Source organism: Paenibacillus sp. LT-B23, assembly GCF_059417685.1.
This window is the reverse complement of sequence record NZ_JBSQBM010000008.1, coordinates 206,910-229,693: the sequence shown is the minus strand read 5'-3', so window position 1 is coordinate 229,693 and position 22,784 is coordinate 206,910. Positions and strand designations below refer to the sequence as shown.

Genomic DNA, 22,784 nt, shown 5'->3' with positions numbered 1-22,784 from the left:
AATTGATGTGTAATTGACACTGTTTTTACAATTCTCCGTTATAGTTTAGTTATGCCAGTGATAGCTGGAAAACGAGGAGGGTTTAGAAGCATGAAGAGGCTTGCACTTGGATTAGTTAGTATAATTACAAGTATTACATTGTTAGCGGGATGTAGTACAGGCTCAAATTCTGGTTCGGTTACAGAGTCTTCTAGCAATGATGGGAATATGAAAGAGGTCGTGATTTCCGTTCGTGAGAACACATGGGGAGCGCGTAAGGACAATTTTATAGAAGCAGAAAAGCGTTTGAACGAAGAATTGAAGTCGGAAAATGTGCAGATCAAAATAGACTGGTGGCCTGGCGTTGGCGATGATGAGCTGATTTTGCAAGCGCAAGCTAAAAAAGTAGCAGATGTGTTTATTAACTCCAGCGTAGATATTGGGTGGCAGTTGAACGCCGGTCTAATCCGCGATGTGGATTGGGTTGGGACATCAGATGTGTTCAAAAACATGCCAAAATCCTACGATAACATTATGAAGTACCAAAACCACTACTATGGCGTTATTCAGGATATGGACGCTTCTCCCGTATTCATTAGCCGAAAGGCACTGGAAGGCTTGGGCTGGACAGCCGCGCAAATCGATGAGCTGAAGGCTCGCGTTGATGCCGGCAGTTTTACATTCGGCGAGCTTGTTGATCTTGCAGATGCGGCTGTTAAGCAAAAGCTGGTTAAGGTAGGCTTTGGAGTTGAGGATACCCGATTTGAGGGCTGGAATTATACATTCGGCAACTTCAATTATAATGCGGAACAGAACAAGATGGTGCTGTCGCCAAATACGCAGAAGGTCTATGAGTTTTGGTATGACGCGCTGCAGCGCGGCGTAGTCACGGAGGGGATTGCTGATATTGATACGGACAAGGCTGCGGAGCTGTTCATTAAAGGCCAGTTATTCGCTGAATTTGCCCGTACTGAATTTTATCAAGTCATGCGTAAGCAACTTGGCATGGATGATGACTTGGCTGGCTATGAAAAATGGTTTAAGGAAAATGCCATCTGGATTCCGGTTCCGTCAGTTCAGCAGGGAGGAAAGCCTGTATCCTACAGCAATCCTGCGATGATCTATGTAGGAGCTAATGTGGATGATGAAAAGATGCCTTATGTTCAAAGGCTGATTGAGCATGTGCTGGATGCAGATCTGCAGATTAATCATACGCTTAAAAGCGGCAAGCTGCCTGTAACGGCGGCAGCACAGGAGGATCCGCGCTTCCAAAAAATGAGCTTCTACAAAGATCATGCTTATTTAATCGATTTTACGAAAACTCGCCCGGCTCAAATGGATTATGCGGTCTATATGAAATCTTTTACGCTTGGAATTGATGCTATTCTGACAAAAGGTCGAACAGCATCTCAAGCCTATGAGCTATTCAAAAAGGATGTACAACAAAATGTACCAGCGGACAGTCTCATTGTAGAATAACGATGATACAGAAAAGGTGCTCTGCTTGCATGAGCACCTTTTCTGTATATTTTCTTTATAGGAAGCAGGTGCAGATCTCATTATGGAGATCCCAGTGGCTTTGGCCAAGACGGCTTACAAGAAGCCTTTTACCAAGAAAGTGTACCCATATTTATTCATTATGCCCTTTGCTCTTCTGGTGCTAGTCTTTTTTATTCTTCCGGCTATTGCGACCATTATCATGTCCTTCACGGATTTGAATGCATCAATGAAAATCAACTTTGTTGGTTTGGATAATTTCAAGCGAATATTTTCCGATTACAGCATGCCTCAAATTTTATGGAACACCTTCATATTTGCAGTTATTACGCTCATGTTCTCTTTGTTCTTTGGTTTATTTATATCGATTGCGACCCAGTACTTCTTGAAGGGTAAATTTACGGCAGTCATTTATCGTGTCCTATGGTTAATTCCGAGCATCATTCCTGCTGTTGTATATGTTACGTTCTGGAAATATTTATTTGATCCTACGGATGAGGGGTTTATCAATAAGGTTCTGCTCTTATTCCAGCCAGATGGCGATCCCATTTCGTGGTTTACGAAAATCGCTATGGCTGTCGTGATCATTGCTACCATTGTATCTACAACTTCAGGCGGCATGATTCTGTTATCGGCTGCAATTAGCTCCATACCTGAAGATTTGTATAAGGCTGCCAAAGTAGATGGAGCAAGTGAAAAATCGGTCATCACTAAAATTATCCTTCCTTCATTAAAATGGCCGTTAATGTATATTACGATATCCGACCTTATCGGTTTTGTGTCCTCCTATTTCTTCATCTTGCTACTGACCAATGGCGGGCCTATGCGAGACACGACAACGTTATCTTTATATGCGTATCAGCAGGCCTTTAATTTAAAATATTATGGCTACGGTGCCGCTCTTTCTCTTGTGGTAGTTCTGATCTCGCTTATTTTGACATTATGGCTGCTGAGGCTGTTTGATTTCGATGAAATGATCAAGCCATCACGCATTGAAGATTAGGAGGGCCAAGATGTCGACAACTACTGTAAAAAAGCTGCTCGTGCACACATATCTGCTGTTATTCACCATGCCTATCGTTGGAATGATTATATGGTATTTTCTCTCGGCAACCTTTAATAGCACGACGGGCCAATTCTCACTGGAGAACTTCAATTTTGTCAAAGAACCTGTCGAGTATGCGGGGGTAAATCTACCGGCGATTTGGCCTATTGTTCTAAATACATTAGTCTATTCGTTTCTTATTGTGGTGATTGAAATTTTTATTGCCGTACCTGCCGCATATGCATTCTCCAGGCTCGATTTCAAAGGAAAGCTGGGCGCAATGAAGTTCCTGTTCCTGATGCGCTCATTTCCAGGCATTACGCTCATTATCGCTACCTTTTTCATCCTTGTTCAAATGAATATGGTGAACACGTACTTAGGCGTTATTCTTGTTGCGATATCAGGATCATTGCCAGGCAGAGTGTATATTATGAAAGGTTTCTTCGACGAGGTACCGTGGGATTTGGAATGGGCGGCTATGGTCGATGGATGTACGAGATTTAGAGCCCTCATGAAGGTGCTCGTTCCGTATGTATTGCCAGGCATCGGGGCGATTGCAGTGTTCGCCTTCTTAGGCGCCTACGGCGAATGGTTTCTATTCAAGCTTTTCATATTTGATGACAATATGCTGACGCTGGCTGGCTATCTGTCTCGTCTGGTAACGAAGGAAAATGTCATTATGAACTATGGATTGATCACGGCAATTGGTTTGTTTTACACGATTCCGCTAGTTGTGTTCTATATCTTTACTCAAAAAGTATTCCTGAAGGTCAATTTGGGAGGAGCAAAGCAGGTATGATTTCTCTTGTAAATATCGTAAAAAACTATGATGGTAAGCAAAACGAAAGCCGTGCAGTTGACGGGTTGAATCTTGAAATTGCAAAAGGTGAATTTGTTGCGCTGCTAGGTCCTTCAGGCTGCGGGAAAACGACTACACTTATGATGCTGGCTGGGTTACTGAAGCCAACTTCCGGGGAAATTTATTTTAAGGATAAGCTTGTCAATCATGTGGAGCCGAAGGATCGAAATATTGGTATGGTGTTCCAGTCCTATGCGCTTTATCCTCATTTGACGGTTCGTGACAACATCGCGTTTCCGCTTCGCGAGCGGAAAATGTCTAAGAAGGATGCGTACGAGCGTGCTCTGCAAACGAGTAAAATTTTGCAAATCGATCATCTGCTCGATCGCAAGCCTTCGCAGCTATCAGGCGGCCAGCAGCAGCGTGTCGCCATGGCGCGAGCATTGTCCAAGGACCCGGAAATTTTACTACTGGATGAGCCGATGTCCAATTTGGATGCGCGATTAAAATTGGATGTACGAGATGAAATTCGGAAAATCCAACGCAAATTAGGAGTAACGACGATTATTGTCACGCATGACCAAGAGGAAGCTTTAGCCATCTCTGATCGGGTAGCTATTCTGAACGGTGGAAAAATTCAGCAATACGCACCCCCGAATGAACTATTCCATCATCCGTCTAACCTGTTCGTCGCAAGCTTTCTAGGCAATCCGCCTATGAATTTGATTGACGGAACAGTGGAGCTGAGAGAGAACCGGCAGTGGGTGAAGACGAAACTGTTCGAATTGGAGATCCCTCCGGCGCGCAGGGTTGAGGAGCAGCACATAGGGAAAGCGGTTAAGCTGGGCGTACGTCCTCATGATTTGTTCTTTCCGGAGCAGCCCCATGAAGCATCTATTATGCTAGAAATTGATCTTATTGAGCATTTAGGTAATGGGCAATTGGTTAAAATGACGGATCCAGCTGGACAGTCTGATATTATGATTCGTTTACTGACCGATAACGAGAAACTGCTAAAGGAGCGCGAGACGGTCTCGATCGGCATTAGGCCAAATAAATTCCATCTGTTCGATATGACAGACGAAGGGCGCAATCTTTTGCAGTTTCAATAGAAATAGAAGGAGTAAAGGATGACAATACCCAATCTCTTAATCGATCAGCATGTGCATTCCTCCTATTCGCCTGACTCCAACTCAACGCTGGAGGAGCTGGTGCGATATGCGCTCGCACTGGGGAAGCCTGCTATCGTTACGACAGACCATTTAGAGTATGATTGCAAATATTTCAAGCAGGATGTTCATATTGACTGGAAGAGCTACCATAGAGAAGTGGAAGAGCTATTACTGCGTTATCCTATGGAGATTCGCAAAGGCATCGAGGTTGGCTTTCGAAGCGACTATAAAGACGTCATAAACGAATATTTGGCTCAGCGCGAGTTTGACGTCATTTTGCTTTCTGCGCATAATGATGGTTACCTTGATTTTTCCGAAAAGGCTTATCATGATCTGCCCATCCAGCAAAGGCTTAAACACTATTTTATGCAGGTAAGAGAGGCTGTCGACCAGATGGATAATTATGATATCGTTGCCCATTTGGATTATGTTACGAGATATACGACTTATCCAGTTGATGAAGAAGATATTGTGGCTTGCAAACCTGTTTTGTATGATATTTTGAAGCTAATCATCGAGAAGGGAAAGGTGCTTGAGCTGAATACGACAGGACTATATCGACAAGGCTGGATTCACCCTCATCCGTATATTCTCGACATGTATGTGAATTTAGGCGGCAGAGCGGTATCCATTGGTTCGGATGCACATCAAGTAGGGGATGTTGAGCAAGGCTTTGCGGAAGCGATAGAGCTGCTGCATGGCCTAGGCATTCAAGAGGTTGTGCAATTTAAGAGAAGAGCGCCGTATTTGGTGTCCATATAGTAATGACAACCACTGTCAATGTTAATGGCAGTGGTTGTTGTTAAGATGGCAGGAGAACTCTGGCAATTAGCAGCAGCGTTTTTTATGTGTTCGATACAGAACGTATGTTTATATATAATAAGAGCGAATGTTCTATTTTGAGGTGGTTTGAATGCAGTGGTATATCGGTGGACTTAAACCACTAAAAATAAAAAAATGAAAGCGTTGACATGGATTTCAACCCACTATATACTTAGCTTAATTTAATGATAACATTAGGATTGTTACTGTTATGCAGGCAAAACCTAAGGAACAAAATGTTAAGATCCAAGGATCTTATGTATTTTGTTATACTTAGGTTTTTTTGTTTATAGAGAGAGGAAGGTTAATTACAAGTGGTTTCGGCACTCTGCTGGAGCCATTTTCTTCTATTTATTAGTTCACATCTGAGAGGAGCGACAAACTTGGAATACAAATATGAACTAGTCCAGGCAGATAATCATTTTCCGTTAAAAATTATAGTTCATTCCTCAAATGAACCAGCATACATACCTAGGCATTGGCACGACAGCATAGAAATATCCTATGTGCTTTCAGGAAGAATCGACAATATCTATATTGATGGCGTGAATTATTGCTCCAATGAAGGAGATATTGTGCTCATCAATTTGAATGCTATTCATTCCTTTTCTGTGGCTAAGGGAGAAGGAAGAGAGGCTATAACCGTTCTGATTCCTAGTGGATTTGTTGAAGAAAATGTTAACGGCAGTAATCCCATTTCATTTGATTGTATATCCATTTTCGAAACCAACGAGCAGAGATTGCAGCAATTTGCGGAGCTGCGCGATCTGTTAAACACATTATTTGAGGCTTACCTCAACCAGCATAATGACCCTTTAGCAAATATCCATTTAACGTCCTTATCTTATAAACTGGTGTATCTTTTGTTAAAGCATTTTAAAACCGACAACGAATCTATCCGTGGCTTTAACTCCAATAAATATTTGGAACGGCTGACGTTGATAACCGATTATATCAAAGAGAATTACGATCAAAGCTTATCGCTGGATTCCATAGCCCAGGTTTTTGGGTTATCTCCTGAGTATTTGTCCCGCTTTTTTGTCAAGCATGTAGGCATGACCTTATTTCAATATATCAATGCCATCCGCCTGGAGGGATCTTTTCGTGTTCTTATGAATACGGACCATTCCATCATACAAATTGCGCTGGAGCACGGATTTCCGAACGAGAAATCTTTTACCAGGGTATTTAAAAAGGTTTATCAGGCGACACCGCATCAATACCGGAAAGGGAACAAGGGGTGTTCTGGCGCTGGGAGTCAGTAATTGACCCTAATTAGGCTAATAAAAGACAGGATGCAAATAAATAAAATCATTAAAATAAATAATGTAAGCGCTTTATATACGGACCTGGGAGGTAGGACATCATGTTTAAACGGTTTAAAAAGGCTGCAAAAACAACTATGTTATTAACTCTGGCTGTCGGTACGACCCTGGCTTTCAGTTCTGGTGCATGGGCCAAGGATGCAAAGATACAGCCCACTTCATACCGGACGGTTGCGGAGGTTAAGGATTGGGGAGCAACCATTACGAAGATCATTGTTAACCTGGGTAAGCCGGTACCCAAAGATGCGATAACAAAGGATACATTTAAGGTGCATGTAGAAAGAAGCGATAGCAGGCTGGTAAATCCCTTTGTTGAAAAAGGCAACCGGAAGATCACCAAGGCCTATGTATCGGACAAAAGCGGCAACCCTGTAAAGAAAACCGGAAACTACGTTGTATTGGAAATGGAGATCGGCCCGGCCATAAAATTAGGCTCCGCTATTCATTATGATGCAGGTTCCGGGTTTAACGGATGGAATGAAAACAAATACACGATCACGCAGCAAAAAGCTATCAAAACCCAATCAGGAACGATTTCCGGCTTGAAGATTGATACTTCCACAGGTGAGATACGGAAGCTTGTTGATCAATTTACAACTGGCAAAGCTTCTTTTGACGGGGTTACTTTAACCTATGCGGACTATACGCCGGCAAAAGACAAAGTAAAAAACCCTCTAGTAATCTGGCTACACGGTATGGGGGAAGGAGGCACAGATCCAACGATTCCGATTTCCGGGAATAAAGCAGCGAATTTTGCTTCTAAGGATATTCAAGCCTATTTTAGCGGGGCCTATGTGTTGGCACCTCAGACTCCAACCTACTGGATGGATGGTTTTACAGGCTTCGGAGACGGCACATCCAAATATGAGAAAGCATTAATGTCCTTAATTAAGGATTATGTGGCCAAGAACAAAGACATTGATACAGATCGAATCTACATTGGCGGAGACTCCAACGGCGGATACATGACTATGCTGATGATCCGTGATTATAAAGACTATTTTGCAGCAGCTATGGTTGTGTGTGAAGCCTTGAAGGATAGCCTTATAACCGATGAACAAATTAACGAAATGAAGGATCTGCCGATCTGGTTTGTGGCTGCCAAAACTGACACCATAGTACCGCCCAACGATTATATGATTCCGACCTACAACCGTTTAGTGAATGCCGGAGCAAAGGATGTTCATATGTCGTTATTTGACAACGTAGTGGATACTTCTGGTTTGTACAAGAAGAGTGACAAAACACCGTATGAATACAATGGCCATTGGTCCTGGATTTACGTGTATAACAACGAAGTGTCGAAGGTGATTAACGGAAAGAAAACAACGATGATGGAATGGCTGGCCTCCAAGACATTGGACTGAAAGGTATAGCTATGTAAATAAAATGGTTATTTATCGTTAAACAGTAAAGCCCCTTCATCAGCTTGTTAGAGTGATGGGGGGCTAGTTACTTCATAAATATTTTTTAAACAGATAACTGTTTAAGAATTTTTTCTAGGATTTCAACGGATACGCCGGATTCCAAGAACAAGGAATAGCTTTTATTGTTTTGCGTCCATGTTGCCTGGTTTACTAAATTGTTGTTGCCCTTTATTGTGATGTCAATACCATGTATATCCTTTTTGAAGACTTGACTATAAATTTCATAATTTCCGCTAATCTCCTCGCTGCCTTCCGCTACTCTATAACGTATGGTATCTTTGCCATTGCTATAAAAAACTTCAACGATTGAATTGCTTATGACTTGAATCAAATCTTGCTTGTATTCATCAGTAAGGATTGAAGGTGCATAAGTTGCAAAGCCTACAGATTTTTCAGCAGCTTGTAATGTTTTAAATTACCAATATTTCGTTTAGATTGAGCATTTACACTACCTCTTTCATAGTATGTAGCAGTTGATGAAGAGAGGAGGTTGCTGATGGAAATACCAGTAACAGGTTTTGTTGTACATTCCGGTGATTCCGACTCTGACCATTCGCATAGGCTTTTTATTACTTCGTGGGACGGTAGACCAGTTAATAGGGTTCACGTGTATCCTTTTAAAGGGACTACATCATTTGATGTGGGACACTGCCACCATTACTGTGGAGAAACAAAGTCGGCTCCAAGTGGTGTTCCGCATGTTCATCATTATTGTGTGGAAACATCATGTAACGATCAACATAAGCATCTTATTAAAGGAACAACAGGACCAGCCATTCCCTTGCCAAGAGGTGGCCATTACCACCGTTTTGAAGGATGTACCACAGTAAACGGTAGAATTCCTCACGTTCACAAGTACGGTGGAAGTACTGGAGATGAGGAAGAATGTCGACCTCAATTGTTTTGAAAAGCCCATCCTCCAATATACCAATTGCAAAGCATGGACGGCATGATGTGAAAATGCCAAAACCCCTTGTTGTAGCAAGGGGTTAGGAGATGTTAACTCTGATCAGATTTTTTGAGGCTCTCATGAGTTCGTTGAACTTTTGAGTAGCCTTTTTTCTTTGGTTTGATTACATGCAAATAATACGGCGTAAAAATGATGCTCCAACCTTTCTCTGTCTTCTGAGGAAGCGCCCAAATACTTGAAGCAGCAAAGAATCCAGATGATGATTAGCTATCACTCATTTGAGTGGCTTTTTTTATCTTACATCTTTATGGTTATAATAATGTAGACATGATCAAAATGCTGTTGGACTGAAGGGATTGAAGATGAAATGACACTACCTATTTCTTTGCCAGATCTTTCACAAAGACCGCATAATCTAACAGTGGAGCAAAAAATGGAGGCGTCCCCTGTTGTCCTGTATCAAGCGTGGACCAAGCAGTTCGAGCAATGGTTTGCAGTCCCAGGGTCCGTAATCATGGACGCCCGAGTGAATACAGCCTTCTTTTTCGAAACGCATTTTGAGGGAAAGCGTCATCCGCATTACGGAAGATTTCTAAGACTTGAACTAGATCGCCTTATCGAATTGACTTGGGTTACCGGGGAAGGGGGCACAAAGGGGCATGAAACGGTGCTCACCGTTGAGCTTAAACTCAGCGGAAATGGCACACAGCTTCGCCTAACGCACGCAGGTTTCCCAGACGAGAATTCGAGAAACCAGCACGAACAGGCATGGCCGATTGTACTTGAGCAGCTCGACAAAAGAATGATGACCAATAGCTGATTAGAAATCTGAAAGCTAATAATATTATCAAATAGAAAAAGGCATCTCACGAGTTTAATAAACTTGTGGGATGCCCTCCCTACTCTTCAAAAACGCTCTTTAATCGTACCTTCAAATACAGAGCACACCAGAAGCAGTAATGGAGTACCTCTACAATCATATGAACCGTCTCCGGCCAGCCCAATGAGGATAACGCCTTGGAACACAGCGTAACTACGATAAGAATGGCTTCAAAAACGAGAATATCCACCAATAGCACAATGCCTGCGCGGGATTTGGCTCGTTGGAAGAGCTTTAGCGTTTTGAAATTCCAGCCTGTTGCGATCAGCTCCAGTGTTATGATTCCCAGGGACATGCCAGTATACCCGAACTCGGGAATGGCAACTATGGAGTAAAGAATAATGAAATTGGCAAGTACACCTGCGCAAAGGCCAATAAAGGGAGTTTTCTTTCGATTTTGTGCCCATAAGACGCTGGTTGTGATTTCCCGCAATCCGACGAGTAACGGTAACATGGCCAACGATTTAATGGGGATTTCGGCATTTTGTATACCAAAGACAAATAGTGAGATTTCTGAGGCATATTCAAAAATGAAAAAACCTGAGGCTAATCCCCAGACCCATGCTACCTGAATGGCAGTATGGCTTTTTTTGTAGAAAGCGTTATATTTCTTATTTTGCCAATCCGAAGTTATTTTCATAGTGAGCGTATGTGTTAATGCACCTGTAATCAAAGTAGGCATATAAGCAACGACAAGGGCGATGCCAGTGACAATACCGAACATCTCCGCTGCTTCTTTGGAAGAAACTCCGGCAACCTGTAATCGTTGGGGGATGATGATCGCATCCATAAAATCGGACGCAGGGATGAGCAAGCGTGTAAGCGCAATAGCAAAGGAAGCTTGTACCACTAAAGGTAAATCTGCTCGACTTGATGGGGGGGATAAAGCTATAGAGGGACGGCTATACATAAAAAAAGCAGTAAGCACAGCAAAAGATAACAATGCGCCTGTAAAGGTTCCCAGTACCGCTCCGCCTACAGCAAACTCGATGCCGGATTGAATAAATAGTGGCACCAGCAACATTAAAGTACCAATCCGGGCGGTTTGCTCTATGATTTCCGAAAGGGCAATCGCAGTGTACCTTTCAAGCCCTTGCAAATATCCGCGCAGCAGACTTAACAAGGGAACGGCTAGTATAGCTGGGGAGAGGCATCGAATCACAAAATCGAGCTGTGGATAGCCAAGCAAATTAGCAATCGGTGTTGAGAACCAAAAGGTTAGTACACTGCACACCAATCCCGTGAGGATCATGAACACTGAAAAAATTTTGAACAACTGCCAGCCTCTTGCCGTATGCTTGGCTGTAAACATACCCAATGCTGTCGGCAATCCTCCGGAAATAATCATCAATATTAAGCTATAGAAGGAGTAGGCTAGCTGGTAGAGGCCCATTCCTTCAGCTCCAACAAGCCGTGTCATAAATACTTTTCCGACCAAACCTATGGCTTTCACGACGATCATCGCATTAGCTCTTACCATGGTTTGTTTTAATATAAGAGGAAATTTCAAATTTTTTTCACCCCATTGGAAGCTGTCCACTTTATTCCTATGACAGCAACCTCCGGGATATGAACAAGTGTTACGGTTTCAAGATGCTTAATCTTGTATATGAATCAACAAATACTTGGTGCTTTTATCCCATCCCAAGTCAAAGGGCACCCTGAAACGGTCTGCCGTATGGGAGTTGACTAAAGGATAGCCAGCCTGATCAAATCCGACAACAACGGAGAAGTGGTCTACATCGCCTTTTAATACGTAAGCAATCAAATCACCTGGCAGCAACTGTGGTCTGTTAAGGTGCTGCTGCCGATCATTCACCGAGTGCACAATATCGGAGAAGCTTCCTTGTCCTATAATTCTTCCATAGCCGGAGCGTATCAGAAAATTTTTAAAAGCGTCCGTTTGAACCCAGGCTTGGCTTCCACCGTTGCCATACAAGTAATGCCACCCAGATTTCATAGGCAGTCCTCCGCCTTCCTCCTTGTCCCCGATAACTTGGGAGGAGAAGTTGGTACAGTCGCCCCCTTTGGAGTTATAATCCAGGTATTTTTGATTATATCGCTGACGATTTCCTGCTCCCCATGTTATTCCTGCATACTTGTTAGCATATTCAACGGCGCGGGCTCTATTGTACTTATGAGTAACTTTCTCTGATGGCACCGGATCTTTATGAGGAATAAAGCTTAAATCGGACTTTTCAATCTTTTTTGAATTTTCTTCCAGAGGGTCTGAATACCATTCACGTTCTACGTACCAACGGCTATCTTTTTTTCTCAGTGTAATGCCATGACGTGTTCCAATTCCAAAATCATGCTGACCGGGATAGCTGTCGATATATTCATAACTCAATTTCAAGGACTGAACAAGTGACACCTTTGCCGTATCGCCCAACACTTCGGCACGGGCTATCCGAATGGAGCTTTCTGCATTCACGAATTTCATTTTTCGATGCTTGGCCCATTCCTGAATATATTCCGCTCTGTTCATTTCATGAAGGTACGCGTAGTTGCTTCGTTTATCCTTTAATAAATAATGATCCTCGATATGTGTTTTATCCTGATCCATCAACAACCGGGTACGATCATCAAACAACTCTTGAAGAAATGGGATAACCTCATCTTGTTTAGCTGGCTCGGCTTCTGCACGAACTAAAGAGAAGCTGTAAGCGGGTATCAATATTAAGATTATGCACAGCAGTTGCAATTTTGCGATCCTAAGCACATTTATTCATTCTCCTTGAAAATGGTTAATTGGTTTTGGAATGCTCCTTGTCTTGAACGGTAAGTTTCTCACATGCTGAATTCATGTGTGCTAATTTGGTGTAAACTACCAGTCTTCCCTCATGTTCTTTCCTGCTTCGGCTATAACGCCCTGCACAGGTAATCAAGTTTAAACGATGTTCTTCCGTAGGGCCAAAAATCGTCTGTATCGGTGCTTCTGAGGTTAAGTAAAATTGGACAGACTCTACAACAAACTGAATCTTACAGCCGTTATCACCAGTCACATACACGAAATCCCCCTTTTTCAGTTTTTTAAGAGGATAAAAAACAGCCGGGCCCGTGTATGTATCAACATGGCCGTCCATAATTGCATTACCTGCCGCCCCTGGCAATATGCCGGTAGCTAAATAACCTACTCGATTCGTGTTACCTGGAACGCCCATTTGACCATTTTCTAAGTAGCTTACCGGTTCTATAATCGAATGAATACGAACCGCAGGAATATCGAGTATATGTGGAACGATCCCTTGAAAAGGTTTATTTTTAACCTGTAAAGGCTTCGTCGTTTTAATTTGTTGAATTTCAGGCTTGGCCGGAGCTTGGATGGAGTTACGATGATGTTCAGCAGAAGATGAACAGCTCGTACTGCCCAGCAAAATCAATAGCACCACTATACGAATGATCCATGTATTGTTCATATGAAGAAAGAGAGAGGGTTTACAAGCTAACCCTCTCTTTTTAACCTCCCTAATTCATTTGCTCGCTTGCGCCACCAAATCCAGTTTTCGGTAATTTAGTAGCCTTTGCTTTCAGGCTTTTCGCATGAATGCTTTTTCCTCCAATGATTTTGCCAGGAGCAGCTTCACGTGCATGTAACTTGTGAGTTTTCTCATGTTTGCTCTTGGCGTGGATTTTGTGCTCATGTTTGGCATGAGCCTTAACCTTATGTTGGTGAATTTTGTGCTCATGCTTTTCCGTTGCGGGTGCAGCCGCAGATACCATCGATCCTGCTGACAGAAATACAGCTAGGGACGCTACAGTCAATATTGCTTTTTTCATTGTATTGCCTCCTTAAGGTAGTTGGTAATTCACTAATATATTTTCCCTACGAAGAAGGTTTTATGTAGCCAATGATTTCAAAGGAAAGGATTGGCTTTAAATTTCTTGCCAGATCTTCACTTATTGACCTCAATCAGTCCTTCGGGTGTCTCGCGATTGGCAAGCAATTCAGATACAGTGACGAAGGTAAAGCCTCTTTTTTTCAGCTCAGGTAAAATGATTTTTAAGGCTTCAACGGTTTGTGTACTTTTATATACATAATCGTGCATGAGGACGATGTCGCCGTTGCGGGCATTGCGAAGCACCTTGTTAACGATCCGGTGTACACCGGGTTTTCGCCAATCCAGGGTGTCCTGATGCCAGGACCATAAAATCATTTTCTGTCCTTTTTCTTTGGATATCTTCACGAGTGTATCGGTGTATGAACCGCCGGGCGGACGAAAAAGATGGGTTCCCGAACCGGTAGCTTGAACGATGCTCGCCTGGCCTTGGTCTATCTCGGAAAGAGCTTTGTTACGGGAAATATGCTGAAAGGATGGATGATGGAAGGTATGGTTTCCAATCTCATGGCCTTCTCTTCGTTCCCGCTTCACAATGTCAGGGAGTTTTTCTACGCGGCTGCCAACGACAAAAAAAGTCGCCTTGGCGTCATATTGCTTGAGCAAATTCAGAATGGCGGGCGTTTTGCTTTCATCTGGTCCGTCGTCGAATGTAAGGGCAATCACCTTGCGTTGGGTAGGAACTTCCCATACAATGTCGCCCCGTTCTTCATAATAGGCTCTTCCCTTTGTAGGAGCAGGGGAGGCGTGCAATGCGGCTTGTGCAGTATTGGTATAGGGTGTGGGGCATAGGCTGACACAGAACAAGGAAACAGCGATACTTGCAGACAGTAATCGGTTATATTTCATCAGGCTTCTTCTCCGTTCTGACGTTTTCTCACATTAGCTTACCAAGAAGGAGCATATACCATTCCTCGTTCCCGAAAATTACCTCCTTCAAATTCACTCCTATTCCTGTCCAACACAGCTTCCAGCATAGCTCTGACACTGAAATGATGCTTCGAAAGAGTGGTAGCTTGCTTGTTGATTACTGCCCATAGCCATGTTAAATTGTACATATCCATCCTTGTTTCAATGAGCAGTTAAGGTAGGTCTTTATCTGATTTGTGAAAGTCTTAATCTGGCTGAAAATGAATGAGGTTGACGGGACAAGCCGCAGAAGCTTATCAGAGATCATCATAATAAGCGACTCGTTCCTCAGCTTCGAACAGGAGATGAGACGGGATGAAAACAAAGGAAGAAGAGCTGCGAGCCATTAGCGAAACCTTAGAGGTGGGCGAACACATCCGGTCATGCATTTGGTGTACGCACGATGTGCCACAAAGCCTACAGGACACGACATGTTGCGGAATATTGGCGGTGACATCCAAACGACTGATTTTTTATTCTTCCACTTTTGGAATTCCATGGCTTAAGTTCATCAACTATCACCATATTTCATCGACCAGGCTGGAAAAGAATGTGCTGGATCCGGGTTCCAGTGAACATATTATTTTGATGAACCGGAATGCACGTGAAGTATTTAAGTACCTGCCGGAAGTAGATGCGTTGGAGCATTTTATAGCTGCTCTGGGTCAAGAATCGGGTATAGATGTAAGTAATCATGCATTTCATATGTAATCATTCGTTTATAAAATGTAAAATAAATACGTAAAACCTCCACCTTCGTAATAAGCCGATAGTCGGCTATTCACGAAGGTGGAGGTTTTTTTGGTTTTGGGACGGAATGGATCGAACGTTAGCTCAGCAGTGTTACTACCAGCAGATTGTACAGCACCAGCGGCAGAACGACGTTTCTGTAGGCATAGGAACGATGCGGAGCGTGGGTACCATGGGTACCGTGGGTGCCTGGAGCAGGAGCGTGGTGCGGGTGAGGAACGCTCAAATACAAGTGATCCCGGTCGATGTGGACGATCCTTCCTTCATGTACATGATGATCCATCGTTTGAACGCGGACGGTGTGATTGACGTAAGGACCCAATTGGTGATGCAGATGATCGTGGGCCCTTTTGAGTTCTGTTTGTAATTCCGGTCTCGCCTGATATAAGGTTTGCGGGTTGACGGTGTTGTACGGCATTCGCCTCTGACCTCCATACTCATATAATGATGTATCGTATGCGAGAGTCTGTGCCATTGTGCAGGTACCCAGGTGGGACAGGTTTTACAAAGGTATGAAACATTAACATTTTGCTCCAGCCCGCTTGATGTTCTCTTTACATCGAAACGATACACTTACTGAGGTTGGTTTGAAAAGAAAGGGGCGCTCCGTTTTGGGTGAGCTTAACAAATCTTTGGGACTCGGGACGAGGAGCCAGCAACAGGCTTCGTCTAAAGCCCGCATACGCACGGGTTCGCTAAAAATTCAGAGACTGCGCGAAAACGCGCTGGCGTATACGTTTTTGGCTCCATCACTTATTTTGTTTGCTTTATTCATGTTTTACCCGATGATCAAGTCGGTTTATCTCAGCTTGCACTCTACAGATCCGGCAGGAAATGTTGCAGCTTATGTTGGGTTAGACAACTTTGCTACGCTTTTCAGCTCAGGTCAATTCCTGCAAGGAATCAAGGTTACTCTCCTGTTTGCACTGCTGACGGTGCCTCTAGGCATTCTACTGGCGCTGGTACTGGCTGCACTCACACATAGCAAGCTGCGAGGGATGCGCGTCTTCCAGTTCGCATTTTCGCTGCCGATGGTGTTGTCGGTCGGTTCATCTGCGGTCATTTGGAAATTTCTGTTTCATCCGACATTGGGGATGTTCAACTATGTGCTTTCCCTGTTACATATCAATCCGGTTCCGTGGCTGACCAGCCCGGATTGGGCGTTGTTCTCTGTAGCGATTATGACCATCTGGATGAATCTCGGCTTTAATTACATTATTTTATCAAGTGGACTTCAAGGGATTCCAGATGACATGTATGAGAGTGCCAAAATGGACGGGGCAGGCCCGCTGGTAACATTCTGGCGTATTTCCATGCCGCTGCTGTCGCCAACGATTTTCTTTGTAACTGTAGTATCCATCATTGGAGCTTTCCAGTCCTTTGCTCAAATTAACATTTTGACCAAGGGCGGTCCGGTGAACAGCACGAATGTGTTCGTGTATTCCATTTATCAGGAAGCCTTTGTTAATTTCCGATTCGGAACGGGCAGCGCACAGGCGATTGTACTGTTTGTCGTCATCCTGTTGCTTACGATGATCCAGTTCAAATGGGTGGAAAGAAAGGTGCATTACCAATGAAACGACATCTTAATTCAACGCTGCTGTATGTGCTGCTTACGATTGCGTCTGCTTTGATTTTATATCCGGTCATTTATACATTTTTTATGGCTGTTATGTCGCCAGAGGAAGCGAGTGCCTATCCACCAAGCTTTTTCCCGCATTCCTTTCATATGGCCAATTTTACCGAGGTGTTTGAAATCGTTCCGATTGCTGCATTCATCGGTAACACCTTTCTCATTTCGGGGCTGACGATGATCGGTCAGTTGATTACAGCCAGCTTGGCGGCATATGCCTTTGCCAAAATGGAATTCAAGGGGAAGAACTTCATATTCAGCATGTTTGTCGCTACCATGATGATCCCGTGGGAAGTGACCATTATTCCGAACTATCTGACCGTACGTAGTTGGAATTGGCTGGATACCTATCAAGGGCTGACGGTTCCGTTTCTGGCGACGGCATTTGGAACGTTCCTGCTGCGGCAATTTTTTCTCCAGCTTCCCAAGGAATTGTTCGAGGCGGCTCGTATGGACGGGTGCGGACATGTCCGTTACTTCCTGTTCCATGTGCTTCCGCTATCGCGCCCGGCGCTCGGAACATTGGCTGTGTATTCGTTCCTGAATATGTACAATTCGTACCTGTGGCCGTTGTTGATCACGAACAGCGAGAATATGCGTACGGTACAGATCGGAATTTCCATGCTCGAATTTCAGGAATCCACCTCATGGAATCTTGTGTTCGCGGGTACGGCCCTTGTCATTTTACCGTCTCTGCTTCTGCTGATCTTTGGTCTGAAGCAGTTGGTACGCGGGATGGCAGCGGGTGCGCTTAAAGGCTAAACAAGCCCACAAGTACAGTAACACCTGCGCAAGCAGCCTATATACAGAGCTTTATCACCAAAGAATATTGCAAGAAAATCTGTATGCGAGAATCATTTAATCAAAGGGAGAGAAGAGAGATTATGAGATTTTTTCGTCTGAAAAGTGCTTTGACCTTGCTTATCCTCACGGCAATCGTTGTTGCAGCAGGTTGTAGCAATAACACGGCGGCTGAGAAGCCGAGCAACGGTAATGATGCGGGAGCAGCAGCAGGTTCTCCGGTGAAGCTGACTTGGTGGCATTCCATGTCCGGTAACGGTGAGAAAGCAATCAAGCAAATCGCCGCAGACTTTAACGCCAGCCACAAGGACATTCAGGTAGAGCCGGTATACCAAGGCAAATATGATGACAGCTTGAACAAGCTAAAAGCGTCGCTGGGTTCCGATAGCGGCCCGGACATCATTCAGGTGTATGAAATCGGCAGTAAATTCATGATTGACTCCAAGATGATCACTCCTGTACAACAATTTATTGATGCAGACAAGTTCGATCTGTCGCAGCTTGAGCCGAATATTACACGGTATTACACCATTGACGGTAAGCTGAATGCAATGCCATTTAATACGTCGAATCCGATCTTGTACTATAACAAGGATGCTTTTAAGGCGGCGGGACTTGATCCGGCTAATCCTCCGAAAACCTATGATGAATTCGAGAAGGCTGCCAAAGCCTTGAACAAGGACGGAAAATCCGGTGCATCCATCGCCATCTATGGCTGGTTTATGGAGCAGTTGTTTGCTAATCAGAATGCGGATTATGTGAATAATGGCAACGGACGCAATCAGGCGGCAACAGAATCGCTGCTGAATTCGGATGCAGGCGTGAAAACCCTGACTTGGTGGAAGAAAATGATCGACGAAAAGGTTGTATCCAACCTGGGACGTAACTCCGATGATACTGCGAAAGCTTTTTCTGCAGGACAAATTGCTATGACACTGGATTCCACCGCTTCGCTGCGTAATATTGTGGAGCAGGTTGGCGATAAATTTGAGGTAGGCACTGGCTTTCTGCCAAGAGCGAACGAAGCAAAAGAAGGCGGCGTGGTTGTAGGTGGCGCGAGCTTGTACATCATGAACAACAAGCCTGAAGCCCAGCAAAAGGCAGCGTGGGAGTTCATTAAATTCGTTGCTTCCCCGGCTGTACAGGCACAATGGAGCGTGAACACGGGATACTTCCCGATCACCAAAGCGGCTTATAACGAGCAGGTACTCAAGGACAACATGGTGAAATACCCGCAATTCCAAACCGCTGTTGACCAATTGCATGCATCTGCGCAATCTACCGCTACACAAGGCGCAGTGATGGGCGTATTCCCGGAAGCGCGTCAAATCGTGGAGGGTGCAATTGAGGCCGTCCTGAGCGGACAGCAACAGCCAAAACAGGCATTGGATCAGGCAGCACAAGAGATTACAGGCAAAATTGCGCAATACAATCAAACGGTAAAAAAATAATCGGCCTTCCCTTAAAAGCGGCTGGTAAACTTAATACGCGACCCCTTTACCAGCCGATTTTATAAAATAACGGACCGAATAAGTGACCCCCTCACTTGTTCGGTCTGTTTTTTTGTATGTCTGAATTCTCCCGTTTTTAGAACGTCCGTTTAGACGAACTGTCTAAAATTGTTTATTTTGTACATTTCCTATTGCTGGATAACTAAAAATGGGCTTATAATGAATACATATTTTTGTACTGGACGGTCAGTTCAAAAAGGAGGAAGCATGAAAAACCAGACGAAGGAAATTATTTTTAACGGTGCGCTTAAGGCTTTTTCCGAACGTGGCTTCAATGAAACCAATATGGAGGAAATCGCCAAGGTATGCGGCATTGCTAAAGGGACCCTCTATTACAACTTCAAAAATAAACAAGATCTGTACATTTATATTTTGAAGATGGGGATGGAACGCTTTGTTCAGGATATCCGTGAAGCCATGTCTCAGGTTCCGAAGGATCAGGTAGAAACGAGGATTCACAAGCTGATTCAAGTACACGTTGAGTTTATTGGAAGAGAGCCGGATTTTTGTCGTTTGCTGGTTAGCAAGGGATGGGTTTCGCAGGAGCAGCATTTTAATATCAGGCAGGTATTGGCTGACTATTTTGATTTTATGGAAGCAGAGATCGACTCTGGTAAGTTTTACGGGAAAATTTCGAGTAAGCTGGATGCGAAAACGACGGCAAATTGCTTATTTGGTATTTACATTTTTGCACCAATGCGATCCATGGTTTGGGGCGAAACGATGAACTTGCAGGAAGTTCGGGAGAGTATTGAAATTTTTGTTTGTAATGCGCTGGGTATGCATCATAAATAGACAGATGGAGTGATGAGAACATGAAAGCTAAAAAATATACGATTTACGCCGTACTTATTGTTTTAATCGCTATAGGGATTTATGCTTTGACCGCTTTTCAAAAGGGTGGCAGTAGCTTGTCTGCGGATCAGTCCTCTTCTATTCCAACAGCTTATGTAGAATCGGATACGCTCAATGCCAGCTTTAAGATGGCGGGACGTATTGATCAGATGCTCGTGAGTGAGGGCGACAAGGTGAGAAAAGGGCAGGTGTTAGCCCATCTGGAAAGCCGTGAGCTGGAAGACAAGGTGAAACAGGCACAGGCGGCATTGCTGGCAGCCCAGAGTAATGTGTCCAAAGCGAAGGCTGGCGTATTGCAGGCTCAAGCGGGAGTGGGGCAGGCACAGGCTACCGTGAGTGCAGCCCAGGCCAAAAAGAGCCAGGGTACCACGGCAGTGGGCGTGACTGCACAGGCTTCCTCCAGCCAGATCGAACAGGCACAAGCGGCTGCGGCTGCGGCCAAAGCGAAGCTGGATGCCCTCAAGAGCGGCGCAAGACCGCAAGAGCTGGAGCAAGCACAAGTGAGTGTGAAGGCTGCCAAGGAAACGCTGGATTTGACCACTAAAAATCTGGAGCGCGCCAAAAAGCTTCAAGAAGCCGGGGCAGCAACCCAAGCCTCACTGGATCAAGCGACGCTGGACCATCAACAGGCGGAAGCCAAGTACAATTCAGCATCTCAGCAACTGAATATGGTACGCGAGGGAAGCCGCAAGGAAGAAATTACGGCAGCTGAAGCACAATACCGTCAGGCATTGGCTGCGGTGAAGGAAGCACAGGCAGGAGCAGGCAAGGTTACTTTGCAGCAGGAGGATGTCAAAGCCGCGCAGGCTTCGGTAGAACAGGCGCAATCCGCTGTGAAGGCGGCGCAATCCACGGTAGAGCAGGCACAGTCGGCGGTTGCAGGTGCCAACGCACAAGTAGCTCAGGCGGAAGCTGCCCTTCAGGAAGCCCAGACCTACTTGAGCTACACCACGCTACGCGCATCTGAGGACGGCATTGTAAAATCCAAATCGCTCAGCTTGGGCGAAATGGCCAGTGCAGGCTTCCCGGTCTATACGATTGAAACTTCGACGCAGCGTTGGGCTAAATTCTATGTGCCGGAAACGTCCTTGAATGGTCTCCAGGCAGGGGACACTGTGCAAGTTAAACTGCTGTCGGGCGGCAAGGAGCTGAAAGGTAAAGTTATTTTGCTGGAATCGGCTGCCGACTTTGCTATTCAAAAACCGAGTCAAAGCTCCGGTGATAAGGATGTACGTTCCTTTGGCGTTAAAGTAGCATTGCCCGATCTTGCGGCTTCGGTTCCGACAGGCTCCACGGTTCTGTTTACAGGCAAAGGGGCGCAGTAATATGCAGGATCAACAGGAAAGACTTCGTATCCGCGATGTGTTTCGTGAAGAATGGCTGAGCATTTTCCGGGATCGACGCTTTATGGCTATTCTGCTGATTACGCCGATTGTGTATACCATCTTGTTCGGCTTCCTGTATTCTCATCAGCGGATTACCGAGATGCCTGTCACGGTGTATGACGGAGACAATTCACAGCTCAGTCGCCAGATCATTCAGGCGTTCGATGCGACAGATTCGTTTGCCGTTACTCGGCAGGCCACCAATCAGGAGGATGTGGTTCGTCAGGTGGAAACTGGGGAAGCCAAGGTCGGCATCGTCATTCCCGACAATTTCACCACCCGGCTTAAGCATGGGGAGAACCCGCCCGTGCTGACCCTGATTGACGGAAGTAACATGATGTATTCCAACAGCGCCAGCCGAATTGCCAATCAGGTCATTAGTAGCGTGAGCGCCGGGGTATCGGTCAATTCCATGAAACAAAAGGGAATGAACGCCGATCAGGCCGCCTCGACGCTGAGTACCATTCCGTTCCGATCCAGAGTGCTGTTCAACCCGGTATATGATTACAAGCTGTTCATGCCGTTAGGGGTCATTTCTGCGGCTCTCCAGCAGTGCTTGCTGCTCGGTATTGCGTTGTCCTGTACACGGGATAAGGAATCAGGGACTTGGGGGAGATTCGCCGCATGGAAAAATACCCCTTGGCGTCTCGCGATTGCCAAGCTGACACCATATTATGTGGCGGGAGCCTTTAATGTGCTGACTGTATTCAGTATTAGCGCCTTATGCTTTGATATCCCGTTCAGGGGGCAGGTGCTGCCACTGATTCTGGTGTCGCTGGCCTTTAACTTTGCCTTGTGTGGTTTAGGGTTCCTGTTTAGTCTCTTTTCCAAGACCAGAGTGGATGCGACCCAAACCCTCATGTTGATTGCCGTTCCTTCCTTTATGCTGTCAGGCTATACGTGGCCGCTGGAAGCGATGCCCGGCTTCTTGCGGGGGCTTGCCGAAATATTGCCACTGACGTATTTTCTGGATGCTGTACGAAATATTACCCTTAAAGGGCTGGATATCACGTTCGTTATCAAGGATACGATTGCGCTGGGCGTTATTGGCTGTGTAAGTCTGCTGGTATCCTTTGCCATCTATCCGCTATTCTTTAGACAGCGTCAGACAGCAGACCAACATACTGATGTACCTGCTCAAGAGGGAGTTACGCTTAAAGGCTAAAAGTAACTAAATACGCATATCAAAAAAGGCAGATCAGGTTTTTACTCCTGATCTGCCTTTTAGTTTTAAGTGCTATATCG

Annotated in this window: 23 protein-coding genes; 16 read left to right on the top strand and 7 right to left on the bottom strand. The window is 44.8% G+C overall.

Annotated elements, in window-relative coordinates; genetic code table 11:
- The first annotated feature begins 90 nt into the window (after positions 1-90).
- From ACWXW9_RS12465 to ACWXW9_RS12435, 7 genes are all read left to right on the top strand, one after another.
- Positions 91-1,458 (top strand): hypothetical protein, encoded by a 1,368-nt coding sequence (locus tag ACWXW9_RS12465; RefSeq protein WP_494929651.1) that lies wholly within the window; start codon positions 91-93, stop codon positions 1,456-1,458.
- An 82-nt stretch (positions 1,459-1,540) separates the two neighbouring features.
- A complete protein-coding gene (locus ACWXW9_RS12460) occupies positions 1,541-2,479 on the top strand; it encodes a carbohydrate ABC transporter permease (RefSeq protein ID WP_494929650.1) in 939 nt (312 codons plus the stop codon).
- A 10-nt stretch (positions 2,480-2,489) separates the two neighbouring features.
- Positions 2,490-3,320: a carbohydrate ABC transporter permease gene (locus tag ACWXW9_RS12455; protein ID WP_494929649.1), complete on the top strand. Its 831-nt coding sequence runs from the start codon at positions 2,490-2,492 to the stop codon at positions 3,318-3,320.
- Positions 3,317-4,432 carry an ABC transporter ATP-binding protein gene (locus tag ACWXW9_RS12450; protein WP_494929648.1) on the top strand — a complete coding sequence of 372 codons (1,116 nt, stop codon included), beginning with the start codon at positions 3,317-3,319 and terminating at the stop codon, positions 4,430-4,432. The genes ACWXW9_RS12455 and ACWXW9_RS12450 overlap by 4 nt, the downstream gene beginning before the upstream one ends.
- 18 nt (positions 4,433-4,450) lie before the next feature.
- Positions 4,451-5,254 carry a histidinol-phosphatase HisJ family protein gene (locus ACWXW9_RS12445; protein ID WP_494929647.1) on the top strand — a complete coding sequence of 268 codons (804 nt, stop codon included), beginning with the start codon at positions 4,451-4,453 and terminating at the stop codon, positions 5,252-5,254.
- A gap of 566 nt (positions 5,255-5,820) precedes the next feature.
- Positions 5,821-6,579, top strand: a complete 759-nt coding sequence (locus ACWXW9_RS12440) for an AraC family transcriptional regulator (RefSeq protein ID WP_494929646.1) — start codon at positions 5,821-5,823, stop codon at positions 6,577-6,579.
- 101 nt (positions 6,580-6,680) lie between these two features.
- Positions 6,681-8,006 carry a prolyl oligopeptidase family serine peptidase gene (locus tag ACWXW9_RS12435; RefSeq protein WP_494929645.1) on the top strand — a complete coding sequence of 442 codons (1,326 nt, stop codon included), beginning with the start codon at positions 6,681-6,683 and terminating at the stop codon, positions 8,004-8,006.
- A 103-nt stretch (positions 8,007-8,109) separates the two neighbouring features.
- Here the strand turns inward: ACWXW9_RS12435 and ACWXW9_RS12430 are convergent, their stop codons facing one another.
- On the bottom strand, positions 8,110-8,424 hold the full coding sequence (locus tag ACWXW9_RS12430) for a DUF4367 domain-containing protein (RefSeq protein WP_494929666.1): 315 nt from the start codon (positions 8,422-8,424) through the stop codon (positions 8,110-8,112).
- A gap of 138 nt (positions 8,425-8,562) precedes the next feature.
- Here ACWXW9_RS12430 and ACWXW9_RS12425 point away from each other — a divergent pair, with 138 nt between their 5' ends.
- Together ACWXW9_RS12425 and ACWXW9_RS12420 are read left to right on the top strand one after the other, a co-directional pair.
- Positions 8,563-8,973 (top strand): YmaF family protein, encoded by a 411-nt coding sequence (locus tag ACWXW9_RS12425; protein WP_494929644.1) that lies wholly within the window; start codon positions 8,563-8,565, stop codon positions 8,971-8,973.
- Positions 8,974-9,343: 370 nt separating this feature from the next.
- Positions 9,344-9,796, top strand: a complete 453-nt coding sequence (locus tag ACWXW9_RS12420) for an SRPBCC family protein (protein WP_494929643.1) — start codon at positions 9,344-9,346, stop codon at positions 9,794-9,796.
- A gap of 79 nt (positions 9,797-9,875) precedes the next feature.
- Here the strand turns inward: ACWXW9_RS12420 and ACWXW9_RS12415 are convergent, their stop codons facing one another.
- The 5 genes from ACWXW9_RS12415 to ACWXW9_RS12395 form a co-directional block, all read right to left on the bottom strand.
- The gene (locus ACWXW9_RS12415; RefSeq protein ID WP_494929642.1) at positions 9,876-11,336 is read right to left on the bottom strand and encodes an oligosaccharide flippase family protein; all 1,461 of its coding nucleotides are present in this window, start codon (positions 11,334-11,336) and stop codon (positions 9,876-9,878) included.
- A 117-nt stretch (positions 11,337-11,453) separates the two neighbouring features.
- The gene (locus tag ACWXW9_RS12410; protein ID WP_494929641.1) at positions 11,454-12,578 is read right to left on the bottom strand and encodes an amidase domain-containing protein; all 1,125 of its coding nucleotides are present in this window, start codon (positions 12,576-12,578) and stop codon (positions 11,454-11,456) included.
- A 25-nt stretch (positions 12,579-12,603) separates the two neighbouring features.
- Complete coding sequence (locus tag ACWXW9_RS12405) at positions 12,604-13,275, bottom strand: class F sortase (protein WP_494929640.1); 672 nt, start codon at positions 13,273-13,275, stop codon at positions 12,604-12,606.
- Between the two features lie 49 nt (positions 13,276-13,324).
- Positions 13,325-13,636, bottom strand: coding sequence for a hypothetical protein (locus ACWXW9_RS12400; protein WP_494929639.1), 312 nt, complete (start codon positions 13,634-13,636; stop codon positions 13,325-13,327).
- A 116-nt stretch (positions 13,637-13,752) separates the two neighbouring features.
- Positions 13,753-14,544: a polysaccharide deacetylase family protein gene (locus ACWXW9_RS12395; RefSeq protein ID WP_494929638.1), complete on the bottom strand. Its 792-nt coding sequence runs from the start codon at positions 14,542-14,544 to the stop codon at positions 13,753-13,755.
- A 375-nt stretch (positions 14,545-14,919) separates the two neighbouring features.
- Here ACWXW9_RS12395 and ACWXW9_RS12390 point away from each other — a divergent pair, with 375 nt between their 5' ends.
- On the top strand, positions 14,920-15,315 hold the full coding sequence (locus tag ACWXW9_RS12390) for a hypothetical protein (protein WP_494929637.1): 396 nt from the start codon (positions 14,920-14,922) through the stop codon (positions 15,313-15,315).
- 118 nt (positions 15,316-15,433) lie between these two features.
- Here the strand turns inward: ACWXW9_RS12390 and ACWXW9_RS12385 are convergent, their stop codons facing one another.
- On the bottom strand, positions 15,434-15,772 hold the full coding sequence (locus tag ACWXW9_RS12385) for a hypothetical protein (RefSeq protein ID WP_494929636.1): 339 nt from the start codon (positions 15,770-15,772) through the stop codon (positions 15,434-15,436).
- A gap of 193 nt (positions 15,773-15,965) precedes the next feature.
- Here ACWXW9_RS12385 and ACWXW9_RS12380 point away from each other — a divergent pair, with 193 nt between their 5' ends.
- From ACWXW9_RS12380 to ACWXW9_RS12355, 6 genes are all read left to right on the top strand, one after another.
- Positions 15,966-16,931 carry a carbohydrate ABC transporter permease gene (locus ACWXW9_RS12380; RefSeq protein ID WP_494929635.1) on the top strand — a complete coding sequence of 322 codons (966 nt, stop codon included), beginning with the start codon at positions 15,966-15,968 and terminating at the stop codon, positions 16,929-16,931.
- The gene (locus ACWXW9_RS12375; protein WP_494929634.1) at positions 16,928-17,749 is read left to right on the top strand and encodes a carbohydrate ABC transporter permease; all 822 of its coding nucleotides are present in this window, start codon (positions 16,928-16,930) and stop codon (positions 17,747-17,749) included. Before ACWXW9_RS12380 ends, ACWXW9_RS12375 begins: the two co-directional genes overlap by 4 nt.
- Before the next feature lie 122 nt (positions 17,750-17,871).
- The gene (locus ACWXW9_RS12370; RefSeq protein WP_494929633.1) at positions 17,872-19,239 is read left to right on the top strand and encodes an ABC transporter substrate-binding protein; all 1,368 of its coding nucleotides are present in this window, start codon (positions 17,872-17,874) and stop codon (positions 19,237-19,239) included.
- Positions 19,240-19,506: 267 nt separating this feature from the next.
- Positions 19,507-20,094 (top strand): TetR/AcrR family transcriptional regulator, encoded by a 588-nt coding sequence (locus tag ACWXW9_RS12365; RefSeq protein ID WP_494929632.1) that lies wholly within the window; start codon positions 19,507-19,509, stop codon positions 20,092-20,094.
- Positions 20,095-20,114: 20 nt separating this feature from the next.
- Positions 20,115-21,479: an HlyD family secretion protein gene (locus tag ACWXW9_RS12360; RefSeq protein ID WP_494929631.1), complete on the top strand. Its 1,365-nt coding sequence runs from the start codon at positions 20,115-20,117 to the stop codon at positions 21,477-21,479.
- A gap of 1 nt (position 21,480) precedes the next feature.
- Positions 21,481-22,704, top strand: coding sequence for an ABC transporter permease (locus ACWXW9_RS12355; protein WP_494929630.1), 1,224 nt, complete (start codon positions 21,481-21,483; stop codon positions 22,702-22,704).
- The last annotated feature ends 80 nt before the right edge of the window (positions 22,705-22,784 follow it).

Excerpts from the sequence above, each read along its gene's own strand:
- ACWXW9_RS12465 (WP_494929651.1), top strand. The coding sequence starts at position 91 with ATGAAGAGGCTTGCACTTGGATTAGTTAGTATAATTACAAGTATTACA.
- ACWXW9_RS12460 (WP_494929650.1), top strand. The coding sequence starts at position 1,541 with ATGGAGATCCCAGTGGCTTTGGCCAAGACGGCTTACAAGAAGCCTTTT.
- ACWXW9_RS12455 (WP_494929649.1), top strand. The coding sequence starts at position 2,490 with ATGTCGACAACTACTGTAAAAAAGCTGCTCGTGCACACATATCTGCTG.
- ACWXW9_RS12450 (WP_494929648.1), top strand. The coding sequence starts at position 3,317 with ATGATTTCTCTTGTAAATATCGTAAAAAACTATGATGGTAAGCAAAAC.
- ACWXW9_RS12445 (WP_494929647.1), top strand. The coding sequence starts at position 4,451 with ATGACAATACCCAATCTCTTAATCGATCAGCATGTGCATTCCTCCTAT.
- ACWXW9_RS12435 (WP_494929645.1), top strand. The coding sequence starts at position 6,681 with ATGTTTAAACGGTTTAAAAAGGCTGCAAAAACAACTATGTTATTAACT.
- ACWXW9_RS12425 (WP_494929644.1), top strand. The coding sequence starts at position 8,563 with ATGGAAATACCAGTAACAGGTTTTGTTGTACATTCCGGTGATTCCGAC.
- ACWXW9_RS12420 (WP_494929643.1), top strand. The coding sequence starts at position 9,344 with ATGACACTACCTATTTCTTTGCCAGATCTTTCACAAAGACCGCATAAT.
- ACWXW9_RS12415 (WP_494929642.1), bottom strand. The coding sequence starts at position 11,336 with ATGGTAAGAGCTAATGCGATGATCGTCGTGAAAGCCATAGGTTTGGTC.
- ACWXW9_RS12405 (WP_494929640.1), bottom strand. The coding sequence starts at position 13,275 with ATGAACAATACATGGATCATTCGTATAGTGGTGCTATTGATTTTGCTG.
- ACWXW9_RS12400 (WP_494929639.1), bottom strand. The coding sequence starts at position 13,636 with ATGAAAAAAGCAATATTGACTGTAGCGTCCCTAGCTGTATTTCTGTCA.
- ACWXW9_RS12395 (WP_494929638.1), bottom strand. The coding sequence starts at position 14,544 with ATGAAATATAACCGATTACTGTCTGCAAGTATCGCTGTTTCCTTGTTC.
- ACWXW9_RS12390 (WP_494929637.1), top strand. The coding sequence starts at position 14,920 with ATGAAAACAAAGGAAGAAGAGCTGCGAGCCATTAGCGAAACCTTAGAG.
- ACWXW9_RS12385 (WP_494929636.1), bottom strand. The coding sequence starts at position 15,772 with ATGCCGTACAACACCGTCAACCCGCAAACCTTATATCAGGCGAGACCG.
- ACWXW9_RS12375 (WP_494929634.1), top strand. The coding sequence starts at position 16,928 with ATGAAACGACATCTTAATTCAACGCTGCTGTATGTGCTGCTTACGATT.
- ACWXW9_RS12370 (WP_494929633.1), top strand. The coding sequence starts at position 17,872 with ATGAGATTTTTTCGTCTGAAAAGTGCTTTGACCTTGCTTATCCTCACG.
- ACWXW9_RS12365 (WP_494929632.1), top strand. The coding sequence starts at position 19,507 with ATGAAAAACCAGACGAAGGAAATTATTTTTAACGGTGCGCTTAAGGCT.
- ACWXW9_RS12360 (WP_494929631.1), top strand. The coding sequence starts at position 20,115 with ATGAAAGCTAAAAAATATACGATTTACGCCGTACTTATTGTTTTAATC.
- ACWXW9_RS12355 (WP_494929630.1), top strand. The coding sequence starts at position 21,481 with ATGCAGGATCAACAGGAAAGACTTCGTATCCGCGATGTGTTTCGTGAA.